Source organism: Microbacterium elymi, from assembly GCF_021582895.2.
GTDB lineage: Bacteria > Actinomycetota > Actinomycetes > Actinomycetales > Microbacteriaceae > Microbacterium > Microbacterium humicola.
The window spans coordinates 2,813,956-2,831,570 of sequence record NZ_CP091139.2 but is presented as its reverse complement, the minus strand read 5'-3'; the positions used below and the strand labels follow the sequence as shown (position 1 = coordinate 2,831,570).

Here is a 17,615-nt window from a genome sequence, read left to right as displayed (position 1 = left end):
GTGTCAGGATCCACCGGAAGCGGCTGGCCCGCCGGCCACTCCGTCCAATTCAGCGCAGGGCAGAGCAGTCCATCGTTCACCACGGATGGGCCGTCGCACCACCCCGACGTCGCGGTCGTGTAGTACACGGTGAGCGTGCCGGCCTGACCGCTCACGAGCGTCGGACGCTGCCCGGTCAGCAGCGGGCGCCACTGGCTGCCGCGCTCCAGCGGTGCCGTGGCGAGCTGGTCGCCGGGCGCGGGCAGTCGGTCGATGCCCAGGATCCGATCCAGGGGCAGGTTGCCGCTGTTGGCGAAGTGCCAGCGCCACGTGATGTCCCCGCCGGGCTCCGCGATCGGAATGCACGGGCGGGAGTAGAAGCCGTCCGCGTCGGCTTGCGCAGAGGGGCGCCGAGCGGGCCCAGAGCGGGTCGATGTCCACGCCGAGTTCGTCCGACCCCTCGGCCTGCACCTGCTTGGTCACCTTGACCGCGCCGGCCGAGATGACGGTGTTGGTCGCGGCCGCACCGCACTGCGGGACAGCCGGATCTTCGGCCGTGCCATTGCAGGTGTCCCACAGCCGGTCGGCGGTGATGTCCACGCTGTTCGTGAACGCGGTGCCCGCCGCGAGCCCGTCCCGGGTCACCGCATTGAACGTGATCGTGTAGGTGTCACCGACCGGGATGCTGCTCCCCGCGGGGAAGGCGAACGTGATCCCGGATCCCGACTCGGTGATGGTGACATCCGACGAATCGGTCGGCATCTCATCGTCCCCGGTGAAGGCGAAGGCAAAGCCGGGGTCCGGTGCCAGCTCGATCAGAGGGCCCGAGGCATCCGTCGGGAAGTCGTCGGTGATGACCGGGTCGACGATGTCGACGTTGCCTGAGTTCACGAACGTCATTGTGTACGGGAACGGGGAACCCGGAGACTTGGTCTGGCCGTCCGGCGTCTTGGTCACCGTCACCGCGTTGTTCGCGTGGCGATAGTGGATCACCGCGTCGGCGTCGTCCGACCCGGTCAGCGGGTTTCCGTCGCCATCGACGTCAGAACTGGTCGCGGTGGCGGTGACGGTGTTCGTCGCGTCCCCCGCCACCGTCTCTCCCGGCGCCGGGACGCTTCCCGCGAGGTCGGACGGCACCGGGCCGCCGGTGCGCAGCGTATCGCGCCGCGTCACGGTGAACTTCGCGGTCTGCGTCGGGGTGGCCGGGTTCTCCCAGTTGGCGCCGTCGGTGCGGCTGAAGTCGAACCGGATGCCCTGCACCTGGTCTGCGGTCACGCCCGCCGGCAGCGCGACGGTGGTGGCCGGTGCGACCACCGGCACGGTGCCCAGTTCCCAGTGTCCGCCGGTCAGGACCGGGTCACCGGCACCGTTGACGGACCAGGTGCCGCCGACATAGGCGTCCACAGTGACCTGATTCACGGGGTTGACCCAGGTGATCGGCGCGAGACCGGCGAAGTCGTACTGGTTGAAGAAGGTGGCAGGCGTTCGACGACGCGCTGTCCTCCAGGTTCATCGCGACCGTTCGCGACGGACCCGAGGGCTGTCCGCGCAACGTCACCGTCACCGGGCCGATGGACGGCTCGGTGATCGTCGTGGGGTCGAAGGACTTGCCTGCGGTGACGTCGATCCCCTGCGCGACCAGATCGATGTCGGCGTTGCGATAGGCATCGGCGGCTTCGGTGTAGGTCGGGAAGTCAACCATGTCCGACGCTGCGGCATGCGACTGGTTGCACACGGCGCTGCCGGCCTGCGGCGGCTGCGAACCGGAGCGGGACTCGGCGCGCAGCCTCACGTCGTAGCTCACCGTTGCCGTCGGAATCGCAGCTCCCGCCGCTGCATCGATCCGTCCGCTGTACGTGATCGTCATCGCGGTGACCTCGGCCAGATCACCTTCGGTGAGGGCGAGTGCGCCCGCGCGGTCGTAATCGGCGACGCCGTTCGGTGCGGGCGACAGGTGGACGTTCACCGCATCCGCGCCGATGTCTCCCGGCGCGGTGATCGTCGTGAAGCCGACGAGGTTGAACTGATCGAAGGGACTGGTCAGGCACGAGCCACCGCCCTGATCACTCGTGTCGGGGTCGGTGATGTTCAGCTCGTCGATCTTGGCCGGCGTCGTGTTGCTCGCCGTCAGCGTGACGCGACTTGTCGGGTAGGCGGACTGCGGCACGTCTTCGGCAGGAACGCCCAGCGGTCCGCCCGTCCAGGTCTTGGTGGCGTCCACGGTCACCGGCACGTGCAGGAGCAGAATCGTATCGGCGGCCGTCTTCGTCAGGATCGGCTCGGTGTCTGCGATGTTCCAGTACCCGGTGGCACGGACGGTGTTGCTCACGACGCCGGGCTCGCCGGCGACGTTGTACACCGCGTCGGCGACGACCGGGACCGCGTCGTCACTGCGCCGGACGTCGCGCAGCTGGAACACCGGGTGGATGTGGCGGTCGTTGCCCGTGGAGGCCGCGACCCCACTGCCCACCGGCGGAGCACCGGGCGTACCCAGCCGATCGACGCGCGTGGGGCTTTCGACGTAGGTCAGACGAAAGCCGATCGTCGTCGCCCGCTGTTCATCGGAGTTCAGCGCGTAGCCGGGGAACGTGCCGTCGCAGGCGCTGGGACACGGGTCGCCCGGGGCATCGACCCACGTTCCCAGGCTGGGGTCGGTGCTGCCTGCCGGCAGCTGAAAGAGCTCGACCTTGGTGATCTGATCGTAGGTGAGCCATGGATCCTGGGCGCCCGTGATCGGGTCGATGCGCACCAGGTCCCACGTGTCGAACACGCTGTCGGCCAACGTCGTGGTGGCCGGGTCCTGCGTGTCGGAGATCTCGACGCGTCCGGTACCGCTGTAGCCGCTCGTGGACCACGACAGCGTCGCCCCGGACTGCTCCTGCGAGCGAGCCGTCACGGTGTCCTTGTCCCAGGCTTTCGCGATGGGATCGATGCCGTCCGGGTCGACCGGGAACAGCTTGCACCTCGTCGCAGACGGGACCGGCTTCCGCATCAGCCGCGACAGCGCTGGTCCCCGAGGATCCGGCGCAGTTCTCGATCGTCGTGTCGGAGTCGGTCGGGACGCTCGGGTCCAATGAGTAGGAGAGGTTCGGGCTCACGGACGTCCCGGGCGGGAAACCCCCGAGCAGTCGGCTCCGGCGGGATCGGCGGTGTAGACGAACCGGATGCCATCCGCTGCGGCGCCGATGTCATCCGGGATCACCCCGTTGTAGATCGTCGCTCCGTGGATGGCCTCCATCCCGGGCACATCGGCCCAGGTCCCGCCCGCATCGGATGTGTACTGCACCGTCAGCGTCGAACAGGCGGGGACGGGGGTGGCCGTCACGGCCTGCGGGTTGAAGGAGTCGTACCACTCATCCCCCGCGAAGTCCTGCGGGTCCTGCACGATGATCTGCTGGGCGTCGACGGTCGAGTCGGGGAAGGGCAGCAGCCGACCGCTGAGCTGGACGGTGACGATCTGCCCCGGGTATGCAGGGATCGAGGACGGGTAGACCCGCTTGCCGACATCGACGGCGATTCGGTCGGCGATGGTCTTGAGGACCGCGATGGCGGTGTCGTCCCCGGTGTTCGCTCCGCGCTGCCCCGTGACCCGCACCATGTTGAGGTGGTAGGACTCCTCCAGCGTCTGATCGGTGTCCGTGGTGACCACGAACGGAACCGTCGCCTCGGCGCCGGGGTTGATCGAACCGGTGAAGGTCACGGAGAACCCCGTCACCGGATCGCAGTCCGCGGGCGGTGCCGGCAGGGTGTTGGCGGTCGTGGTCGTCAGCGGTGCGGCAGGGGTCCCGGCACAGCTGTAGGTGATGGTCGCCGAGGTCGCGGAGTCCGGCCACACGATGCCGCTGGTCGCCGGGTCGGTCGGGTCCCCGGATCCCATCTGGGTGAAGGTCATCCCGCCACCTGCAGCGAGGGGATTCAGCGCGGCCGAGGCCGGTTCGGTGACGGTGAGCGAGTCGAGCGGATCGTCCGAGGCGTTGCCCCCCTTCAGCGTCACGGTGCTGGGATCCCCCGCATGGACGACTGACGGGTCGAACGACTTTCCGGCGGTGACATCGATCTCGTTCGCGGGGATGCGGTACGTGGCCGATGCCGGATCGGACCGGGCCTCGTCGCCATCGGCGTCGGTCACCGTCGTGTCTGCGAAGTTGGTGATGGTCAGCGGAATCTCGTCGTCGGGCACCAGCGTCTTCTGGTCGAGGACGACGCTGACTCCCCCGGTGGCGCCGGCCGGAATGGCCGGTTCGCTCGTGGAGGTGAAGATGAGTTGGACGCCGGTGATGTCGCCGGGGTCGACAGAGGCGGGAAGACTCGGGTTGCCGGGGTTGTCGACGACCGGTCCATCAACCCACTCCCCGGTGCTGCTGTCGTATGCGCGGACCTGCACCGTGTCGGCGCCCTCCGGCCACGTGATGGGGTCGGTGTCGGCCAGGCGGTTCACTTCGAGGTAGGTGAACGGGTTCCCGGCGGCCGGGGGGTTGCCGTCGTCATCGAGCACGGGGTCGCTGATCACCATCGAGGTGACCGGGACGTTCGACGAATTCGTCCCGGTGACCGTGGCGGTCGTCTCGGTGCCCACGACATTCGGGCCGCCATCCGGCGTGATCGACTTCGTCGTCGTGGCACCGAGCGTCGACGGCACGCTCAGGGTGACGGCGGCGCTGCTCTGCTTGTCCGTCGCGTTGTCCGCGGTCATCGTCGCGGTGTTGGTGAGGGTCGTGCCGTCGGCGGAAGGCGGGATATCGTCGTCCACGCGCACCGGCACCTGGACAGTGACCACGTTGCCGGGTGCGAGGCCCTGCCGCCCTCCCCGAGGTCGTCGGTGAAGGTCAGCCTCAGCTCGGTCGCCGTGGAGCCATCGGTGTAGTTGGCGGTCCCGGTGACGGTCGGCGTGCCGGCGATGCTGATGTACTGCGGCATCGGGTCATCGAGCACGGCCCCGATGCACCCGTTGACCGTTCCGGCGGTGCACTGGAACTGCAGCGTGTACACGAACGTCTGGCCCGGCACGACCGCCGTGTCGCTGACGGCCTTCTGGATCGACATCGACGCCGTCGGCGTGGCGCCCGGCGCGATCTGCGGGGCGAACTCCCGCAGCAGGGACCGCGGTGCGGTGCGGGGCTTGGATGTCGCTGACGGCGACGGCGAGGGCGTGGCCTTCTCGGTCGGAGCCGGGTTGGCGGTCGGAGACGGCGTGGGCGAGGAGGTCGGCGTCGGCGAGGAGGTCGGCGTCGGCGAGGGAGTCGGATCCGGGGACGGCGATGCGGTGGGGTCGGGCGAAGGCGAGTCGGTGACGTCCGGCAGTGACGTCGGTGCCGTGGTCGGCGTCGCCGTGGGCGTCGGAGTCGTGGGCGTCGGAGTCGCCGTGGGCGAGGCGGTGTCGGTGGGATCCGGGGTGGGCGTCGCCGCTCGCGCGTCAGGACTGGCGGACGCGGTGTCGGACGGGGCGGGCGTCGTCTCGACGGCCTGAGCCGGCAGACCGGCGGTCATGATCAGAGCGGCCACCGCCGCGATCGTCGCGCCCCAGCGAATCCGACTTCCCCTCGTCGACGCGCGCATGACTCTCCGATCGCGATAAGAACGCTTTCATAGGATTCTCATCACGATCCGCCGGGAGGATCAACCCCCCTCGCCCACATGGGGTGAGGGTGCATTCGACGGTCAGACCGTCAGCTGCAGGTCCTGTGCAGTCTCGCTGAGCGTCGCGCGCGCCAGTTCCGGCTGCGGGTTCAGCTGCTGACCGTAGGTCGGGATCAGCCGGCGCAGCTTCGGCTCCCACGAGGGGAACTGCTCGGGGAAGCAGGTCTTCATCAGGTTCAGCATGATCGGCACCGCGGTGGATGCACCGGGCGAGGCGCCGAGCAGACCCGCGATCGAGCCGTCCGCATGCGAGACGACCTCGGTCCCGAACTTCAGCTGCCCTCGTGCATCACCTGGGCGCGCTGACCGGCCTGCGAGCAGGGTCCAGTCGCCGTCTTCAGCAGACGGCATCAGCTCGCGCAGGTCATTCACCTTGCGGTGGTGGTTCTTGACGAGCTCGCCGACCAGGTAGCGGATCAGGTCGACGTTCGTGAACGCGACCTTGAGCATGCTCAGCAGGTTGGAGAAGCGCACCTGGGTGACGATGTCCCACATCGACCCGTTCTTCAGGAACTTCGGGCTGAACGTCGCGAACGGCCCGAACAGGACGGATGCCTCGCCGTCGACCACCCGCGTGTCCAGGTGCGGCACCGACATGGGCGGGGCGCCCACCGTCGCCTTGGAGTACACCTTCGCGTGGTGCTGCGAGACGATCTCGGGCTTGCTGCTCATCAGCCACTGGCCGCCGATCGGGAAGCAGCCGTATCCCTTGACCTCGGGGATGCCGGAGCGCTGCAGCATCTTGAGCGCCCAGCCACCGGCCCCGACGAACACGAAGCGGGCGTTCACCCGTCCGGGCGCGCGGCCGATCGTGCGGCGGTACTTGACCTGCCAGGTCCCGTCGCGCTGCGCTTCAGGTTGCGCACCTCGGTGTCGGTGCGCACCTGCACGCCCTCGGAGCGCAGGTGATCGAACAGCTGCCGGGTCAGCGCACCGAAGTCGACGTCGGTGCCTCCGACGACGCGGGTCGCGGCGAACGGCTCGTCGGCCTTGAGCCGGCGCTGCATGAGCAGCGGCGCCCAGGTGTTGATGACGCGCGAGTCCTCGCTGTACTCCATGTCGGCGAACAGCACCTGCTGCACGAGCTTCTCGTACCGCTTCTTCAGGTAGGCGACGTTCGTCTCGCCGCGCACGAACGTCATGTGCGGGATGGCGTTGATGAACGTGTCCGGCTCGTTGATCACGCCCTTTTCGACCAGGCTCGACCAGAACTGGCGGGACAGCTGGAACTGCTCGTTGATCGAGATGGCCTTGTCGATCTCGACGGAGCCGTCGGGCGATTCCGGGGTGTAATTCAGCTCGCACAGCGCCGCATGGCCGGTGCCCGCGTTGTTCCAGGCGTTGGAGCTCTCCTGTGCGACGTCGCTGAGTCGCTCGATCACGGTGATCTTCCAGTCCGGCTCGGAGCTCGTGCAGGAAGGTCCCGAGGGTGGCACTCATGATGCCCCCACCGATCAGAACGACATCGACGGTTTCAGTCACAATCCCCCAGTCTAGTTCGCCGGCCTGACCGGCCCGTGCACGCGGTCAGGCGACGGCTTGCGCGTTGCGCGGCGACGACCTCGGCGATCTGCACCGCGTTCAGCGCCGCACCCTTGCGCAGGTTGTCGTTGCTGATGAACAGCACGAGGCCTCTGCCCTCGGGAGCGGACTGGTCGGCGCGGATGCGCCCGACGAAGCTCGGGTCCTTGCCGGCCGCGTACAGCGGAGTCGGGACCTCCTCCAGCACCACGCCGGGGGCGGCATCCAGCACCTCGCGGGCACGATCGGGGGTGATGTCACGGGCGAACTCGGCATGGATGGACAGCGAGTGCCCGGTGAAGACGGGGACGCGCACGCAGGTGCCGGCCACGCGCAGGTCGGGCAGCTCGAGGATCTTGCGGCTCTCGTTGCGCAGCTTCTTCTCTTCATCGGTCTCGTTGTCGCCGTCGTCGACGAGGTTGCCGGCGAAGGGGATCACGTCGAACGCGATGGGGGCGATGTACTGCTCGGGCTTGCGGGAAGTCGACCGCGCCGCCATCGTGCACCAGCCCGATCGCCGCGTCCTGGGCGAGGGCGGCCTCCATCTGGCCCAGCAGCTTCCGGGCCCCGGCGAGCCCCGACCCCGACACGGCCTGGTAGGTGCTGACGATCAGCCGCTCCAGGCCGGCCTCGGCATCCAGCGCCTTCAGCACCGGCATCGCAGCCATCGTCGTGCAGTTGGGGTTGGCGACGATCCCCTTGCGGGCCTGGTCGATGGCGTGCGGGTTGACCTCGCTGACGACCAGGGGCACATCGGGATCCATGCGCCACGCGCTGGAGTTGTCGATCACCAGCGCGCCGGCCGCGGCGAAGCGGGGCGCATGCGCACGGCTGCCGGTCGCACCGGCCGAGAACAGGGCGATGTCCACGCCGCTCGGATCGGCGGTCGCGACGTCCTCGATGATCACCGTCTGCCCGCCGAAGTCGACGGCGGTGCCGGCCGAGCGGGCGGTGGCCAGCAGGCGCAGTTCGCGGATCGGGAAGGAGCGCTCGGCGAGGATCTCGCGCATCACGGTGCCGACCTGGCCGGTGGCGCCGACGACGGCGATGTTCAGTCCTGAATCAGAGATACGGGTCATGGCACAGTCCTCGGTGAACGGGCGCGCCCGTCCTGCGGATCGCAGGGTGTTTTCACGCACCGAGCGATTCGGGATGCGGCGTCGCGGGGTTTCGCCGATTCTACCCGGGCGCGGCCCGCGGTGCGCCCGGGCGTCGCGAGCCCGCCCCGGACGGGGTGCGAAAGCGTCTCAGCGCCCGGTGCCGGCGTGGACCGTGGCATCCGTCTCGCCGTCGAGGCCGAACGCGGTGTGCACGGCGCGGGCGGCGTCGGCCAGATCGTCGCCGCGCAGGCACGACCGAGATGCGGATCTCGGAGGTGGAGATCATCTCGATGTTGATGCCGGCCACCGACAGGGCCTCGAACAGCGTCGCCGACACCCCGGAGTTCGTGCGCATGCCCGCCCCGACGACGGACAGCTTGCCGATCTGGTCGTCGTGGATGAGGTTGCCGAAGCCCACGTCGTCCTGATGCGCGGCCAGCGCCCGCAGCGCGGTGGAGGCGTCGGCCTTGGGGACGGTGAACGAGATGTCGGTGCGACCGGTGGTGGCCGCGGAGGTGTTCTGCACGATCATGTCGACGTTCGCACCCGAGCGGGCGACGATCTTGAAGATCTCCGCCGCCTTGCCCGGGACGTCCGGGACCGCGATGACGGTGATCTTCGCCTGGCTGAGGTCGGTGGCGACGCCGGCGACGACGGGCTCTTCCATGTGCTCTCCCTGGATCTGCGGGAACGTGGCGGACAGGTCTGCGCGACGCGTCTCGTCGATGACGAGAGTGCCTTCGGCCGAGCTGAACGTGGACCGGGCGTGGATCAGCACGCCATGCCGGCGGGCGTATTCCACCGCGCGGATATAAAGGACCTTGGCCCCGTTGGCGGCCAGCTCGAGCATCTCCTCGCTGGAGATGACGTCGAGCTTGCGCGCCTTCGGCACGACCCGCGGGTCGGCGGTGAAGATGCCGTCGACGTCGCTGTAGATCTCGCAGACGTCGGCCTCCAGCGCGGCCGCGAGGGCGACGGCAGTCGTGTCGGACCCGCCGCGGCCGAGCGTGGTGATGTCGCGGGTGTCGCGGTTGAAGCCCTGGAAGCCGGCGACGATCACGATGGCGCCCTCGTCCAGCGCCTCGCGCAAGCCGGATCGGGGTGACGTCGACGATCCGGGCCGCGCCGTGCCGGGCGTCGGTGATCATGCCCGCCTGGCTGCCGGTGAACGAGCGCGCCTCGAAGCCCATCGAGTGGATCGCCATCGCCAGCAGCGCCATGGAGATGCGCTCTCCGCTCGACAGCAGCATGTCCAGTTCGCGCGGCGCGGGGATCGGGGCGACCTCGGAGGCCAGTTCGAGGAGCTCGTCCGTGGTGTCGCCCATCGCACTGACCGCCACCACGACGTCGTGCCCGGCGCGGCGTGCGTCCACGATGCGTTTCGCGACCCGCTTGATGCTCTCGGCGTTCGCGACGGAGGACCCGCCGTACTTCTGGACGATCAGCGCCATATGTGGGGACTCCCGGATGCGGCACGCTGCGTGCGCGGGACGCGGATCCCGCGTCCGCCGTCCAGTTTACGGATCGGGCCATACCGGCCCGGCCATGTGTCGGCGGGTCAGGTGCGCGGGCGGGGATCTGTGCGCGTCGCGTGGGAGGCGGAATCGGTGTTCTCGGTCGGCGCTGCGCCGGGGACCACCGTCTCGGACACGACGGCGCCGGGGACGACGGCGGCGGGGTCGGTGGGGGCCACAGCGACGCCGATGTCGGCGTCGGGGGTGCCGGCAGCCTCGACGCCGGAGACGGCCGCCGTCCGGACGCGACGGGCTCGTCCGCCGGTGGCGGCCAGCCAGCATCCCAGCAGGACGAGCGGAAACCCGATCAGCAGCCCCGGCGTCAGCTGCTCGCCGAGCACGATGATCCCGAGCGTGATCGCCACGAACGGATTCACGTAGGTGAACAGCGGTGCGGTGACCGGCCCGACCTCGGCGATGAGCGCGAAGAACACGATGAACGCGATCGCCGTGCACAGGACGGCGAGGGCGCCCAGCGCCACGGTGCTGCGCACGGTGGGAACCTCGTGCTGGGTGAGCAGCGCGATCGGCAGGTAGACGATCCCGATCGCGAACAGCGCGAGCGTGATCGAGCCGAGGGACGGCACGTCGCCGAGCTTGGCCGCGATGATGAACGGTGCGATCGCGTACAGGACGGCGGTCAGCAGCACCTCGGAGACGGCGACCAGGGCGGATGCGGCATCCGTCACCACCAGCCCCTGGCCGGCGACGATCACCGTCACGCCGCCGAAGCCGACCAGCAGCCCGACGATCTTCAACAGGCGGATGTCGCGATGACTGCCCACCACGAACCCGATGATCGTCGCCCACAGCGGGACCGTGGCCACCAGCAGACCGGTCAGGCCGGACGGGATGGTCTGCTCGGCGTGGCTGAGCAGGAAGAACGGGCCGCCCATCTCGACGGCGCCGAACGCGAGCACCCACGGCCACTTGCGCAGGGCGGGTCTCAGTGCCTTGCGACGCAGCGCGATCGGCAGCAGCAGGAGCGCCCCCACGAGCGTGCGGCCGCTCACGACGGCGGCGGGCGAGAACGAGCTGACCGCCTCGCTGATGAACAGATACGGCACGCCCCACAGCACCGCCATGGCGGCGAACAGCCACCAGCCCTTTGCACTCACTCGTGCATTGTCACACGGACCTGCGACCCTCGAACGCGCGGCCCAGAGTCACCTCGTCCGCGTACTCCAGGTCGCCGCCCACGGGGAGGCCGGACGCGAGCCGGGTCACGGTGATCTGCAGGGTGTGCAGCGGCCGCGACAGGTAGGTCGCGGTCGCCTCGCCCTCGAGGTTCGGGTTGGTCGCCAGGATGACCTCCTGCACCGTGCCGTCGGCCAGTCGCTGCATGAGCTGGGCGATCCGCAGGTCGTCGGGGCCGATGCCGGCGATCGGGCTGATCGATCCGCCGAGGACGTGGTACAGACCGCGGAACTCGCGCGTGCGCTCGATGGCCGCGACATCCTTCGCATCCTCGACCACGCAGATGAGGGTCTGATTGCGTCGCGGGTCGCGGCAGATGGTGCACCGGTCCTGCTCCGAGACGTTGCCGCAGATCTCGCAGAAGCGCACCCGCTCGCGCACCTCGCCGAGCAGCTCGGACAGATGCGACACGTCGAACCCGGGGGTCTGCAGGATGTGGAACGTGATCCGCTTGCGCCGATTTCGGCCCGATGCCGGGCAGGCGGCCGAACTCGTCGATCAGGTCCTGGACGATTCCGTCATACATCTCAGCTGAACCTCGTCGGGGCCTCGTAGGGCTCTTCGCGCACGAACGTCGCCCCGAGGATCTGCCGGACCACGGCCTCGCCCACGCGCTCGACGCCGTCATCGCGCACCGCCGAGAGGCGCGGTGCGACGACGGGCACGGGCGCATCCTCGATCGTCGGCTCGTCGGCCTCGCGCTCGTCCTCGTCGGGCTCGATCGAGGTCTCGATGTCGGAGGCGGGCAGGATGTCGCCCTCGCGGGCGGGGGCGAGCGTCGCGATGCGCGTGCGGGCGGGCGTCGCGTCCTCGGGCTCGTCGTCGACGGCGAACTGCGCCGGGCCGGGGTCGGAGGGGATGGCCGCCACGGCCCAGTCGGTCACCGGCGCCGCCGAGGCCGGGGCCGTGCGCGCGGGTGACTCTGTGCGCGCGGGCGGGGCGGGGGCGGATGACGCGGACTGCTCCGTCGGGGCCGATGACGCCGCGCGTGCGGATGACGCCGCGGGTCCGGTCGGCTGGGTCGGTGCGGTCGGCTGGGTTGGTGCGGTCGCGGCCGGCTGCGGCGCACGCGCCGCGGCCGCCTCGTCGGCGGACGGACCGCCGGATCCGGGGCCTGGGCCGGGCCCATCGGGCCCGGCGCCGCCTGGCCCGCCGCCCGGTCCTCCGGCGTGCCGGGCGATGTACTTCACCCGGATGCCGAGGACGGACTGGATGGCCTGGCGCAGGTCTTCGCTGGGTCCGGCGCCGGCCTGCAGCTTCTTGAACTTCGCGACGTCGGATGCGCTGGCGAATGTCAGAGTGAGCACGTCGCCGGCGACGTCCACCACCGTGGCGGCGGTCGCGATGAGCCACGATCCGCGGTTGGCGCCTTCGAGTCGTCCGAGGATCTCGGGCCACGCCTGCTGGACGCGCTCCAGGGTGACGGGACCGGCGGGTTCCGGGGTGGACGCGGCCGCCGGCGTCGGCGTTTCGGCGCGCGCGGCGACCGGCGCGGATTCTGTGGCGGGAGCCGGCGTCGAGACAGGCTCCGCCCGCTCGGCGACCGGGGCCGGTGTCGAGGTGTCAGGCGCCGACGTGGCGGGCGCCGGCGCGGCAGGTGCGGACGGCGTGGCAGCCGCCCGTGCGGCGGGCGCTGGGGTGCCAGGTGTCTGTGCCGGTGCGGCGGACGCCGGCGTCTCGGCCCGTTCCGCCCGCTGTGCAGTCGGAGCAGGCGCGGAAGCGGCCGGCTTGCGGCATCTCGGCCCGGGGCGCCTGCTCCGCGCCCGGGGCGGGCGCCTGCTCCGCGCCCGAGGCGGGCGCCGGCGCCGCGGCGCGCGCCAGGACACGGGCGATCATCAGCTCGAGCTGCAGGCGCGGCGAGGTGGCGCCGCTCATCTCGTCCAGCGCCCCCACCACGATGTCGGCGATGCGCGAGAGCCGTTCGGCGCCGAACGTGACGGCCTGGCGCGACATCCGCTCGAGTTCTTCGGCGGGCACGCCGTGCAGGACGTTCGAGGCCCCGTCGCCGGTCGCGGCCACCACGATCAGATCGCGCAGCCGCTCGAGCAGGTCGTCCACGAACCGTCGCGGGTCCTGACCCGTCTGCACCACCCGGTCCACCGCGGCGAACGCGGCGGCCGCGTCGCCGGCGGCGAACGCGTCCACCACCTCGTCCAGCAGCTCGGCCGGCGTGTAGCCGAGCAGCGCGACAGCCCGCGCCGAGGTGACGGCGCCGTCCTCGGAGCCCGCGATCAGCTGGTCGAGGACCGACAGCGTGTCTCGCGGCGAGCCGCCGCCCGCGCGGACCACCAGCGGCAGCACACCCGGTTCGACGCTCACGCCCTCCTGCGTGCACAGCTGCTCGACGTAGTCGAGCATCGCCGCCGGTGCGACCAACCGGAACGGGTAGTGGTGCGTGCGCGACCGGATCGTGCCGATGACCTTCTCGGGCTCGGTGGTCGCGAAGATGAACTTGACGTGGTCGGGCGGCTCCTCCACCAGCTTGAGCAGCGCATTGAACCCCTGCGGCGTCACCATGTGCGCCTCGTCGAGGATGAAGATCTTGAACCGGTCGCGCGCGGGCGCGAACACCGCCCGCTCGCGCAGGTCGCGGGCGTCGTCGACGCCGTTGTGCGAGGCCGCGTCGATCTCGACGACGTCCAGCGATCCGCCCCCGCCGCGACCGAGCTCGACGCAGCTGTCGCACGTCCCGCACGGGGTGTCGGTGGGACCGGCGGCGCAGTTCAGACACCGGGCCAGGATGCGCGCCGACGTCGTCTTCCCGCAGCCGCGCGGGCCGGAGAAGAGGTACGCGTGGCCGATCCGATCACCGCGCAGCGCGGTCATCAGCGGCTCGGTGACCTGGGCCTGGCCAATCATCTCCGCGAACGTCTCGGGCCGGTAGCGGCGATACAGAGCGGTGGTCACCCGTCCAGCCTACGGTGTGGCCCGGACACCCGGAGAGCGGAGTGGGCCGGGATGCGGCATCCCACCCCGCGCGACGGGCCCGGTCCGCGCCGAACCGAGGGATCTGCCGCGAAACCCGGTCCCATGCCCCCGGTCTCGCCGAGAATCCCCGGTCTCGCCGAACGATCGGGTACCGAGCCGGTCGGAGCCCCGGAGCACCCGCACCGCCGCGCTGCGCCGGGCCAAACGGACCGGGCGGGCCCGGTACTCGCCGAACCAAGGGATCTGCCGCGAAACCCAGTCCCATGTCCCCGGTCTCACCGAGTATCCCCGGTCTCGCCGAACGATCGGGTACCGAGGGGCTGAGCGTCACCCGCGCGCGAGCCGAGGGGCGAGCGCGGCGCGCTGCGCGCCGCGCCGCGCGCGCCGTCCCACCCCGCGCGGGTCAGCGGCCGAGCGCGCCGTCCGACACGTCGATCACCGGGACGGCACCGCTGATCACCGGGATCGAGGTGGTCTCGGTCGTGGGGACGGATGCCGACAGCAGCGTGCCGTCCTCGCGACGCTCGCCGATCAGCTCGCGCAGCGACGGTCGTCCCGGGATCACCGGACCCTGGTCGGCCAGCGGCGCCACCACCTCGCTGCCGGGATCGACAGTGTACCCGACCCCGCGCACGCTGAACTCGACCGGCACACCGTCGCCCGCGCGCACGTGCAGCGCCTCGCGCCGCAGCGTGACGTGCAGCGGCGTGCCGTGCCAGTGGATGATGTAGGCGAGGTCGCTCCAGTCGCTGGGCAGACGCGGATCGAAGGTCAGCACTCCCCCGTGGTCGCGCATGCCGCCGAACCCCGACACCAGCGTGGTCCACACGCCGCCGGCCGAGGCCACGTGCACGCCGTCCGCCGCGTTCTTGTGCAGGTCGGCGAGGTCCACGTACAGGGCGTGCTCGAAGTATCCGGCCGCCAGATCCTGGTAGCCGACCTCGGCGGCCAGGATCGACTGGGTCACGCCGGACAGGGTCGAATCGCCCGTGGTGAGCGGATCGTAGTACTCGAAGTCGGCGCGCTTCTCGTCCGGGGTGAAGTGGTCGCCCTGCAGGAACAGCGCCAGCACCACGTCGGCCTGCTTGAGCACCTGGTACCGGTAGATCACCAGCGGGTGGAAGTGCAGCAGCAGCGGGCGCAGCGCGGCCGGCGTGCGCTCCAGGTCCCACACCTCCTTCTCCAGGAACACCTCGTCCTGCGGGTGGATGCCCAGCTGGGGGCTGTACGGGATGTGCATGCAGTCGGCCGCCCGGTCCCAGGCATCCGGCTCCGCGGGGTCGAGCTTGAGCCGATCAACCATCCGGCGGTACACCTCGCCGTCCAGCTCCTCCATCTCGCGCACGGTCTGCGCGGCGTAGCGGAGGTTGAACCGCGCCATGACGTTCGTGAACAGGTTGTCGTTGACGACCGTCGTGTATTCGTCCGGGCCGGTCACGCCGTGGATGTGGAACTCCTGGAACCCATCGTGCGAGCGCCAGAACCCGAGGGTGGCCCACAGCCGGGCCGTCTCCACCGCGATGTCGACCCCGTCGCGGTAGAGGAAGTCGATGTCGCCGGTCGCGCGCACGTACCGGGCCAGCGCGAAGCAGATGTCCGCGTTGATGTGGTACTGCGCCGTGCCGGCGGCGTAATAGGCGGATGCCTCTTCCCCGTTGATCGTCCGCCAGGGGTACAGCGCGCCGGCCTCGGTCAGCTGGTGCGCACGCCGGCGCGCCGCCGGCAGCATGACCACCCGCATCCGCAGCGCGTTCAGGGCCCATTGCGGCGTCGTGTACGCCAGGAACGGGAGGATGTAGATCTCGGTGTCCCAGAAGTAGTGGCCGCTGTAGCCCGAACCGGTGACGCCCTTGGCGCCGATGCCCTCGCCGTCGGCGCGGGCCGCCGCCTGGGCCAGGTGGAACAGGCACCACCGCACCGCCTGCTCGAGCTCGTCGCGGCCGCCGATGCGCACATCCGAGCGCTCCCAGAACGCGTCCAGCCAGGCGCGCTGACGCTCGAAGTGCGTCGTGACGTCGACATCCATCGCCCGGTCCAGGGTCCGGCGGCAGCGGTCCACCAGCTCGCGGGCCGGCACGCCGCTGCGACCGGTGTGATAGCTGACGAGCTTGATCACCCGCACGGGGACGCCCGCCTTGGCCTGCACACGGAACACGTTCTTGGCGATGTCGGGCTCGACCAGGGTCCGCATCGTGTACGGGTTGTCGGTCTCGATGATGTGGTCGGCCACGACCCCGAGCGTCATGCCGGACTGGGCGACCTTGTAGCTGAGGGTGGAGCGGGACTTGTCCTGCCAGTACTCCTGCGGCAGCAGCACCCGCTCGGCGAACCGCTCGCCCCTGCGCGGGTCGAAGCCGGCGCGGCGCGGCGCCGTCGGCGTGCCGCCATAGACATCCTCGCCGTCCTGCCGGTTCACGATCTGGCAGCTGACCGTCACCGGGGCGTCGTCGTTGAGCACCGTGACATCCACGCTCATGATGGCCAGGTGGCGCTCCTCGAACGACACCATCCGGTCGAAGTCGACGCGCACGTGCTTGCCGCTGGGGGTGACCCACAGGATGCTGCGGCGCAGCACGCCGTCGCGGAAGTCGAGTTCGCGCTCATACTCCCGGATGTCGGCGACGTCGAACGTGAGCGGCTCGTCATCCACATACACGCGCATGACCTTCGCGTCGGGCGCGTTCAGGATGGTCTGGCCCGCCTCGGCGAAGCCGTAGGCGCTCTCGGCGTGCCGGATCGGGAAGGTCTCGTGGAAGCCGTTGATGAACGTGCCCTGTTCGTGCGCGTGCCGCCCCTCGGGGTGGTTTCCACGCAGGCCGAGATAGCCGTTGCCCACGGCGAACAGGCTCTCGGTCACCCCTGCGTCGTCGATGTCGAAACTCGTCTCGACGAGACGCCAGGGGTCGATGGGAAAGCGGTCGCGATCGATCATCTTGGTCCTTCTCGGGAACAGGGACTCGACGAGTCTAGGCACCGCCGGACGAGGATTCGACCAGGTCACCCAGATCAGTCACCACGAGGTGCGCCCCGGCCTCGCGCAGCGCCGGCGCGCCGACCCCGCGGTCCACGCCCACGACCAGCGCGAAGCCGCCGGCCGCCGCCGAGCGCACCCCGCTGAGGGCGTCCTCCACCGCGGCCGCACGGGCCGGTTCGGCCCCCAGCATCCGCGCCGCGTCCAGGAACATGTCCGGGGCGGGCTTGGAGGCCAGGTCGTCGCGTTCGGCGACGGTCCCGTCCACGACCACCGTGAACCGGTCGCGGATCCCGGCGGTGCGCAGCACCTCTTCGGCGTTCTTCGAGCTCGACACCACGGCCACCGCGGTCCCGGCGTCTCGCAGCGCGTCCAGCAGCCGCAGCGACCCCGGGTACGGGGCGATGCCGTCCTCGCGCAGCGCGCGCTCGAAGTACGCGTTCTTGCGGTTGCCGATCCCGCACACGGTGTCGGCGGTCGGCGGATCGGACGGATCCCCCCAGCGCACCTCGACCGATCGGCTTGCGCAGGGCGGCCACCCCGTCATAGCGCTTCTTGCCGTCGACGTACTCGTAGTAGTCCCGATCGGTGTAGGGCGGGGTGATCTCCCAGGCGGCGAACAGCTCGTCGAACAGGCGCTGCCAGGCGTGCATGTGCACCACGGCCGTGGGGTGAGCACCCCGTCCAGATCGAACAGGACGGCCTCGTACGCTCGCAGATCTGTCACCGCTCGCCCTTCGTCGACTCCTTCCAGAGTAACGAGCCGGG

6 protein-coding genes and 6 pseudogenes are annotated in these 17,615 nt (G+C 70.3%); 1 reads left to right on the top strand and 11 read right to left on the bottom strand.

The window, feature by feature from the left end; translation table 11 throughout:
* Positions 1-3: 3 nt before the first annotated feature.
* From L2X98_RS15425 to L2X98_RS15415, 3 genes are all read right to left on the bottom strand, one after another.
* The gene (locus L2X98_RS15425; protein ID WP_259611507.1) at positions 4-1,398 is read right to left on the bottom strand and encodes an isopeptide-forming domain-containing fimbrial protein; all 1,395 of its coding nucleotides are present in this window, start codon (positions 1,396-1,398) and stop codon (positions 4-6) included.
* Complete coding sequence (locus L2X98_RS15420; protein ID WP_259611506.1) at positions 1,337-2,971, bottom strand: hypothetical protein; 1,635 nt, start codon at positions 2,969-2,971, stop codon at positions 1,337-1,339. The genes L2X98_RS15425 and L2X98_RS15420 overlap by 62 nt, the downstream gene beginning before the upstream one ends.
* Before the next feature lie 102 nt (positions 2,972-3,073).
* Entirely contained in the window at positions 3,074-4,756 is a 1,683-nt protein-coding gene (locus L2X98_RS15415) for a hypothetical protein (protein ID WP_259611505.1), read from the bottom strand.
* 99 nt (positions 4,757-4,855) lie between these two features.
* Between L2X98_RS15415 and L2X98_RS15410 the strand changes: the two genes are divergently transcribed.
* Positions 4,856-5,446 carry a hypothetical protein gene (locus tag L2X98_RS15410; RefSeq protein WP_259611504.1) on the top strand — a complete coding sequence of 197 codons (591 nt, stop codon included), beginning with the start codon at positions 4,856-4,858 and terminating at the stop codon, positions 5,444-5,446.
* A 191-nt stretch (positions 5,447-5,637) separates the two neighbouring features.
* On the opposite strand, the pseudogene mqo reads toward L2X98_RS15410, so the two are convergent.
* The 8 genes and pseudogenes from mqo to L2X98_RS15365 all read right to left on the bottom strand — a co-directional run bounded on the left by mqo (position 5,638) and on the right by L2X98_RS15365 (position 17,601).
* Positions 5,638-6,998 (bottom strand): annotated as a pseudogene (mqo, locus tag L2X98_RS15405) (malate dehydrogenase (quinone)).
* A gap of 92 nt (positions 6,999-7,090) precedes the next feature.
* Positions 7,091-8,216 (bottom strand): annotated as a pseudogene (locus L2X98_RS15400) (aspartate-semialdehyde dehydrogenase).
* A 168-nt stretch (positions 8,217-8,384) separates the two neighbouring features.
* A pseudogene (locus L2X98_RS15395) lies at positions 8,385-9,688 on the bottom strand (aspartate kinase).
* A 107-nt stretch (positions 9,689-9,795) separates the two neighbouring features.
* Complete coding sequence (locus L2X98_RS15390) at positions 9,796-10,869, bottom strand: DMT family transporter (RefSeq protein ID WP_259611503.1); 1,074 nt, start codon at positions 10,867-10,869, stop codon at positions 9,796-9,798.
* Positions 10,870-10,879: 10 nt separating this feature from the next.
* Positions 10,880-11,474: pseudogene (gene recR, locus L2X98_RS15385) on the bottom strand (recombination mediator RecR).
* A gap of 1 nt (position 11,475) precedes the next feature.
* Positions 11,476-13,807 (bottom strand): annotated as a pseudogene (locus L2X98_RS22465) (DNA polymerase III subunit gamma and tau).
* A gap of 472 nt (positions 13,808-14,279) precedes the next feature.
* On the bottom strand, positions 14,280-16,808 hold the full coding sequence (locus L2X98_RS15370) for a glycoside hydrolase family 65 protein (protein ID WP_259611501.1): 2,529 nt from the start codon (positions 16,806-16,808) through the stop codon (positions 14,280-14,282).
* A gap of 34 nt (positions 16,809-16,842) precedes the next feature.
* Positions 16,843-17,601, bottom strand: a pseudogene (locus tag L2X98_RS15365) (HAD family hydrolase).
* Between the last annotated feature and the right edge of the window lie 14 nt (positions 17,602-17,615).

What these genes read in the sequence shown, in the direction of transcription:
- L2X98_RS15370 (WP_259611501.1), bottom strand. Translation starts at nt 16,808, where the DNA reads ATGATCGATCGCGACCGCTTTCCCATCGACCCCTGGCGTCTCGTCGAG.
- L2X98_RS15420 (WP_259611506.1), bottom strand. Translation starts at nt 2,971, where the DNA reads ATGCGGAAGCCGGTCCCGTCTGCGACGAGGTGCAAGCTGTTCCCGGTC.